The sequence below is a fragment of the Kitasatospora putterlickiae genome (assembly GCF_039527695.1).
GTDB classification, from domain to species: Bacteria; Actinomycetota; Actinomycetes; order Streptomycetales; family Streptomycetaceae; genus Kitasatospora; species Kitasatospora putterlickiae.
On record NZ_BAAAKJ010000028.1, the window covers coordinates 1,109 to 7,786 of the forward strand.

At 71.8% G+C, this 6,678-nt stretch carries 4 protein-coding genes; 1 reads left to right on the forward strand and 3 read right to left on the reverse strand.

Annotation, left to right across the window (positions count from 1 at the left end; genetic code table 11):
* The 3 genes from ABD308_RS03595 to ABD308_RS03605 form a co-directional block, all read right to left on the reverse strand.
* On the reverse strand, nucleotides 1-1,815 hold a 1,815-nt coding region (locus tag ABD308_RS03595; protein ID WP_344325440.1), incomplete at its 3' end, for a beta-ketoacyl synthase N-terminal-like domain-containing protein.
* Nucleotides 1,816-1,886: 71 nt separating this feature from the next.
* Complete coding sequence (locus ABD308_RS03600) at nucleotides 1,887-2,903, reverse strand: enediyne biosynthesis protein (protein WP_344325398.1); 1,017 nt, start codon at nucleotides 2,901-2,903, stop codon at nucleotides 1,887-1,889.
* Nucleotides 2,900-4,879: a CRTAC1 family protein gene (locus ABD308_RS03605; RefSeq protein WP_344325401.1), complete on the reverse strand. Its 1,980-nt coding sequence runs from the start codon at nucleotides 4,877-4,879 to the stop codon at nucleotides 2,900-2,902. The genes ABD308_RS03600 and ABD308_RS03605 overlap by 4 nt, the downstream gene beginning before the upstream one ends.
* Nucleotides 4,880-5,109: 230 nt before the next feature.
* On the opposite strand from ABD308_RS03605, the gene ABD308_RS03610 reads away from it, so the two are divergent.
* Nucleotides 5,110-6,654 (forward strand): GMC family oxidoreductase, encoded by a 1,545-nt coding sequence (locus ABD308_RS03610; RefSeq protein ID WP_344325404.1) that lies wholly within the window; start codon nucleotides 5,110-5,112, stop codon nucleotides 6,652-6,654.
* The last annotated feature ends 24 nt before the right edge of the window (nucleotides 6,655-6,678 follow it).

The following is a 6,678-nucleotide window of genomic DNA, read 5'->3' on the forward strand; positions in this document are numbered from 1 at the left end:
CAGCGCCAGCCGGTCGTACAGTTCCTCGACGCCGGCGAAGCGGCGGCGCAGCGCCCCGCCGTCGCCGCTGCGCCCGCTGCCCTGGCCGGGGAACAGGAAGCCGATCCGGGGCTCCTGGCCGGCGCCGCCCAGGAAGACGCCCTGGGCCGGGTTCAGCGCGGAGCGGACCCCGGCGTCCAGGAGGCCGGCCAGCGCGGTGAGCCGCTCGACGGCCTGCTCCGGGGAGCCGGCCAGCACCGCGGCGCGCAGCGGCCGATCGGCCAGCCCGCCCTCCAGGGTGGCGGCCAGGTCGCCGAGTTCGGCGTACGACAGCTGGGCGCAGAACGCCGCCAGAGCGGTGGCCTTCGCCCGCAGCTCGGCCGGGTCGGCGCCGTCCAGCAGGAACAGCTCGGTGTCCTGGCGGGAGGCGACCAGCCGGCGGGCGACGGCGGGCACGGCGGTGCGCAGGACGCCGTCCGCGTGCTCCACCACGACGTGCGCGTTGATGCCGCCGAAGCCCATCGAGGAGACGCCGGCCCGGATCGGCCCGCCCCGCGGCCACAGCTCGGCCCGGTCGGGGACGCGCATCGCCGGCGCGGGGCCGGTGAGTTCGGGGTGCGGGTCGAGGTGGCTGGTGGCGGGCGGGATCACCTGGTGGCGGACCGCCAGGATCGCCTTGAGCAGCCCGGCGACCCCTGCCGCGGCCTTGGTGTGGCCGAAGTTGCCCTTGACGGTGCTGAGCGCGGCCGGCGCCTGCGCCCCGGCGGCCCGGCGGGCCTCGGAGAAGGCGCGCAGCTCGGTGGCGTCGCCGACGGCGGTGCCGGTGCCGTGCCCCTCGAAGTAGCCGACCGTCTCGATGCCGAAGCCGGCCGAGCGGTAGGCGCGGGCCAGGGCGAGCCGGTGGCCGCTGGCCTCGGGGCGGGTGATGCCGCCCTTGCCGTCGGAGGAGTAGCCCCAGCCGGGGATGGTGGCGTAGCGGAACCGGCCCTGGGCGACGGCGTCCTCGTCGCGCATCAGGACGATCATGCCGCAGCCCTCGCCGGGCCAGAAGCCGTTGGAGCCCTTGTCGTAGACCCGCATCTCGCCGGTGGCCAGCGCCCCGGTCTTGGCGAAGCCGATCACCTCGAACGGGTCGATGCTCAGGTCCACGCCGCCGGCCACCGCGACGTCCATCCGGCCGTCGGCCAGGGCGTCGCACGCGGTGGAGACGGACAGCAGGGAGGAGGAGCAGGCGCCGTCGACGGTGAAGCCGCCGCCCTTGAAGTCGAAGTGGTTGCAGATCCGGCCGGCGATGGTGTTGGCCAGGCCGCCGGCCAGGGTGTCCTCGCCGATCGGCGGGAAGGCGCTCTTGTAGCGGCCCTCCAGGCCGTCCAGGAAACCGGTCAGCGCGGCGTCGTCCCAGCCCTGGTCGCGCAGCGCGGCGCCCACCGTGCGGCGCACGTACGGCCAGCGCAGGCGCATCAGGTTGGCCCGGCTGAACTCGCCGGTGAGGGTGTTGCCGATGATGACGCCGGTGTTGGTGTCCTCCAGGCCCTCGCCGAACGGGAAGCCGGCGTCCTCCAGGGCGCGGGCGGCGGTGTCCAGGGCGAGCCAGTGGGTCATGTCGGTGGCGCGGAAGGTGCTGCCCGCGACGCGGTGGCGCACCCGGTCGAACTCGAAGCCCTCGATCACGGCGGCCTTGGCGCTGTAGAAGCGGTCCGGCGCGGCGGGGTCGGGCGAGTAGTAGTCCTCGGCCCGCATCCGGACGTCGGGCAGCCGGCGGAAGGCCCGGCGGCCCGCCAGCACGTTCTGCCACAGCTGCTCGGGGCTCTCGGCGTCGGGGTAGCGGCAGGCCATGCCGACCACCGCGATCCGTCCGCGGCCGTCCGGTCGGCCGTCGGCCTGGTCCGGCCCGAACCGGTGCGCGCTCACGCCGCCACCGCCTCGTTGCCGGCGGGACGCTCGGGTGCGGCCGTCTGGCCGGCCGGGGCCTCGACGGCGCCGCCCGCCCGCTTGCCCTTGTTCCGGAAGTGCGCCACCCACCAGCCGGCGCCGCGCAGGCCGCAGGCGATCGTGGTGGCGAAGAACAGGGTGTAGACGACGTTGAAGAGCATCAGCACGCCGTAGACCATGGCCACCGAGGCACCGAACATGAACTGGTTGCGGCCCTTGCTCGGGGTGGTGCCCGGGTCGGTGATCATGTAGTTGGTGTAGAGCACGAAGGCGACGCCGCTCATCGGTCCCAGGGCGGAGAAGACCGCCACGTCCCAGAACCAGTGGCGCAGCAGCGCCTGGATGACGAAGCCGCCGAGCCAGCCGACGATCAGCGCGACCCGCTTGGTGAGCATGGCGTTGATGACGGTGCCGGCGGTCGCGATGATCAGCGGGATGGCGACCCGGAAGAAGGTGTTGGCGTTCTCGGTGAACTCGTACGGCGGGGCGATGCTGACCCAGGAGCCGAACATCACCAGCACCATGGTGATGCCGAAGTTCGACGGGTTCATGAAGTGCCGCATCCGGCCGTACACGGGGGCCTGCAGGACGTGCTTGGCGGCGACGCCGATGAAGACGGCGAGCAGGATCGGCAGCAGCCGGTCGTTCGCGTAGAGCAGCATGTTCGCCGCGAGGGCGGTGATGTGGGAGGGCAGCAGGAACTCGTAGAGGCCGCGGAAGCCCCGGCCCATGAAGCGCGGGGTGCGTTCCTGCGCCCAGGCGCTGATCATCTCCAGGACGATCTCGACCACGTAGCCGAACGGCGCGCAGATCAGCGGCCACAGCCAGGGCTGTTCGAAGCCCAGCAGGGTGTAGCCGAAGATGTTGAAGACGGACATCGAGATGGCGAAGTTGCGCAGCGCGAGGTAGCGCGGATCGCGGTTGGGCGCCTTCTTCTCGGGGCGGGGCCGGACGGCGTGGGCCGCCACGCCGGCGATCTCGGTCGCGGTCATCGGGCCGTCACCTCCTGGAGGTCGTCGGTCAGCATGAGCGTGTGGCTCCCGGCGGTCAGCTGCCGGGTCTTCTTGTGCAGGCCGCCGTCGGCGTCGCGCCAGGTGAAGTCGGCGGTGACCGGGCCGGTGTAGTCGCCGAGGCCGAAGCGGACCTCGAAGCTGCGGAAGCCGCCGTGGCCGCCGCCGCCGTCGAGCTGGCCGACCTGCTTGCCGTCGGGGGTGGTGATGGTGACGGTGGCCCCGTAGGCGGGCGAGCCGGTGCCGGCCAGGCCCTGTCCGGGGGTGGCGCCCTCGGACGGCCGGACCAGGTTCAGCGTCAGGTGGTTGCCGAGGTCCGGGGCCTGGTTGGCGTAGAAGGCCGGCGGGCCCCACTGGCGGGCGATCGCGAAGTCGAGGGCGCCGCGGCCGGTGGTGTCGGCGGTGGCGATGCCGCGGGTGGGGATCGGGACGTCGAGCCCGAGCTGCTTGGTGATGTTGGCGTACTTGCCGCTCGCGGTGCGGGCGTAGAAGGCCATGGGCTCGTCGCCGGCCAGGTCGTCGCCGGGGCCGACGTTCGGCCACATCGCCGGGTTGGAGAGCAGGTTGTCGTTGGTCATGGCCATCTCCTGCAGCCACGGCCAGCGGTCGATGTTCCCCTTGACGAAGCCGACGGCCTGCAGGATGTTCTGGTCGCCGCTGTTGAGGAAGTCGCCCATCTTGGCGTCCCAGCCCCAGCCGGTCCAGGCGACGCCGTTGTCGGCGGCCTCCTGGGTGAACGGGGCGACGCCGGCGGCGAGCTTCGTCGCGGCCTCGTCCTGGCTGCGGGCCTTGTTGATCCAGAGGAAGTTGCTCTCCTCCAGGCCCCAGGCCACGGTGATGTTGCTGACCATCATGTCGAAGCTGCCGTTGCCGTCCACGTCGCCGAAGTCGACGCCCATGCCCTTGAAGGAGCCCTTGCCGAGCACGAAGGACTTGGGGGTGGTCGGGGTGCGCTCGCCGGTCGCCTCGGTGAAGCGGATCCGCCCGGGCGTCGAGACGTTGTGCAGCAGGTGCCCGTGGCCGAAGTCGTTGGCGATGTAGACCTCCGGCAGGCCGGAGCCGGTCAGGTCGGCGCCGGAGATGGCCAGCGTCCAGCCGGTGGAGGCGTCGAACGGGATGGCGTCCTTCTCCTCGACGAAGGCCACCTCGGGGTCGTCCCCGGTGGTCGAGGAGTGGTAGCGCAGCACGTGGTCGCCGCCGGCGTTCTTGGCGCTGGACAGCGAGTCGTTCATCTCGACGTTGCGGATGCCGTGCGGGTCGAGCACGTCGGAGTCCGGGAAGTAGTTGCCGATGATGATCGACGGGTGGCCGCTGCCGTCCAGGTCGGCGACGTACGCGGCGTCGGTGTTCCAGCGCGGCCCGTGGTAGCGGCCGTCGATGCTCTGGGAGGGGACGACCTCGCGCGGCACGTACGCCTCGGGGGACGGTGCGCCCGCGCCGGCCTTCGCCATGAACAGCACCGGGGTGCGGCCCCAGTAGGTGATCAGGAAGTCGTTGCGGCCGTCGCCGTTGAAGTCGCCGGGGGTGCAGCCGGTGGGCGCCATGGTGTCGTCCATCGGCAGCGGCTCGCCGTCCAGGACGAACGGGGTGAACCGGTCGGCCTCGGGGGCGGTCGGGGTGTAGGTGACGACGACGGAGTCGGTGCGGGTGTCGACGATGCACATGCCGTCGGCGCGGCCGTGTCCGGTGACGTCGTTGAGGGCGATGCTGGCGCCGACCGAGGAGATCCACGCGCGGATCTTCTGATAGGCCGGATTGACGTCGCGGATCGTCCTCATCGGCCGGGAGTCATAACCCGGCGGCATCGCGATCTGCATTTCCTTGAACGCGTACGCCGCGGCCGCCTCGTCACCGCCCGCGACCGCCACCGAGGAACGGACGGCGAAGAACATCGAGGCGGCCACCACAATGGTGACCAACCCGGGTACGAGTCTGCGGAATCGTCGTCGGTGCGACATCCCAATTCCTTCCCGCTGGCGACATGGAAATCGACTGTCCGGGGCCGTCGTGAACGAATTCGCCGACCACCCGCCCCGGACCTGACACTTGAGGATGTCCCGGGCCGGTAAAACGTGCTTCTCTGACGTTGCCGGGGGCTGGGCAGTCTCGGAGAAGTGCGCGCACGGGTCCGCTGCAAAAATCGGGTGAGATCGGCCCCCTCGAATCCCCGTCTGCGAGGTTTCAATCCATGGTTCACACGTATGACGTGATAGTCGTCGGGTCCGGCTCCGCCGGAGCGGCACTCGCGGCCCGGCTGAGCGAGGACCCGGGCCGCTCGGTGCTCCTCGTCGAGGCCGGCCCGGACTTTCCCGATCCCGCCGACATTCCGGCCGACATCACCGACGGCAACGCGATGTCGCTGAGCTCGCACGACTGGCGGTTCCGCGCGGAGATCATGGACGGCCGGCGGATCATCTTCCCGCGCGGGAGGATCACCGGCGGCTCGTCCGCCGTCGGCGCGACCATCGCGCTGCGCGGCGTCCCGGAGAACTTCGACGCCTGGGCGGCGGACAACCCGGCGTGGACGTACGAGCAGGTCCTGCCGTACTACCGGCGGCTGGAGGACGACCTCGACTTCGAGGACCACTACCACGGCAAGGGCGGCCCGGTACCGATCCGCCGCTTCCGGCCCGACGAGATGACGCCCATGCAGGTCGCCTTCACCGAGGCGAGCCTGGCGGCCGGCTTCCCCGAGGTCGCCGACCACAACCACCCCGAGGCGACGGGCATCGGCCCGATCCCGTCCAACCGCCGCGACCCGCGCTTCCGGGTCTCCACCGCGATGGCGTACCTCACCCCCGGGGTCCGCGCCCGCGCCAACCTGACCGTGCTCGGCGGCACGCTGGTGCACGAGGTGCTGTTCGACGGCGACCGCGCCGTGGGCGTGCTGGCCTCGGCCGAGGGCCGGGTGCCGGAGGAACTCCGGGCGCGCACCGTGGTGCTGTCCGCCGGCGCCGTCAACTCCCCCACCCTGCTGATGCGTTCGGGCATCGGCCCGGCCGAGGACCTGACCCGGCTCGGGATCGGCGTGCGGCTCGACCGGCCCGGCGTCGGCGCCCATCTGATGGACCACCCGCGCACCGGCGTCTTCCTGCGGCCCAAGGACGGCGCGGTGGACGCCGCCGTACCGTTCCTGCAGTCGATGGTGCGCACCACCGCCAAGGGCTCCACCGCCTTCAACGACATGCAGTACTACATGGTCAACCACTTCGACCTGGCGCTCTTCCCCGAGCTCCAGATGCTGGCCGGCGCGCCGATGATCTTCGGCGTGATGGTGGTCGACCAGCAGCCGGAGTCCGTGGGCCGGCTGCGGCTGGCCTCGGCCGACCCGGCCGCCGGGCCCGACATCCAGCTGGACTTCCTCTCCACCGAGCGGGACCTGGAGAAGATGGTCGAGGGCGTGCGCACCTGCTGGGAGCTGGCCAACCACCCGGGGATCGCCTCGCGGGGCGACGGCTTCATCGTGCTGAGCGACCGGCTCGTCGACAACGACGCGATGATCGAGCAGTACGTCAGGACCAGCCTGGACAGCGGCTACCACCCGGTCGGCACGGCCCGGATGGGCGCCGCCGGGGACGAGGGCGCGGTGGTGGACGAGCGGCTGCGGGTGCACGGCGTGGAGGGCCTGTACGTGGCCGACGCCTCGGTCATGCCGAGCATCGTCAACTGCAACACCAACCTCACCTCGATCATGATCGGCGAGCGGCTGGCGGACTGGCTGCGCGCCGGCTGACCCGCCCCGGTCCGACGGGCGCCC

Excerpts from the sequence above, each read along its gene's own strand:
- ABD308_RS03600 (WP_344325398.1), bottom strand. The coding sequence starts at position 2,903 with ATGACCGCGACCGAGATCGCCGGCGTGGCGGCCCACGCCGTCCGGCCC.
- ABD308_RS03605 (WP_344325401.1), bottom strand. The coding sequence starts at position 4,879 with ATGTCGCACCGACGACGATTCCGCAGACTCGTACCCGGGTTGGTCACC.
- ABD308_RS03610 (WP_344325404.1), top strand. The coding sequence starts at position 5,110 with ATGGTTCACACGTATGACGTGATAGTCGTCGGGTCCGGCTCCGCCGGA.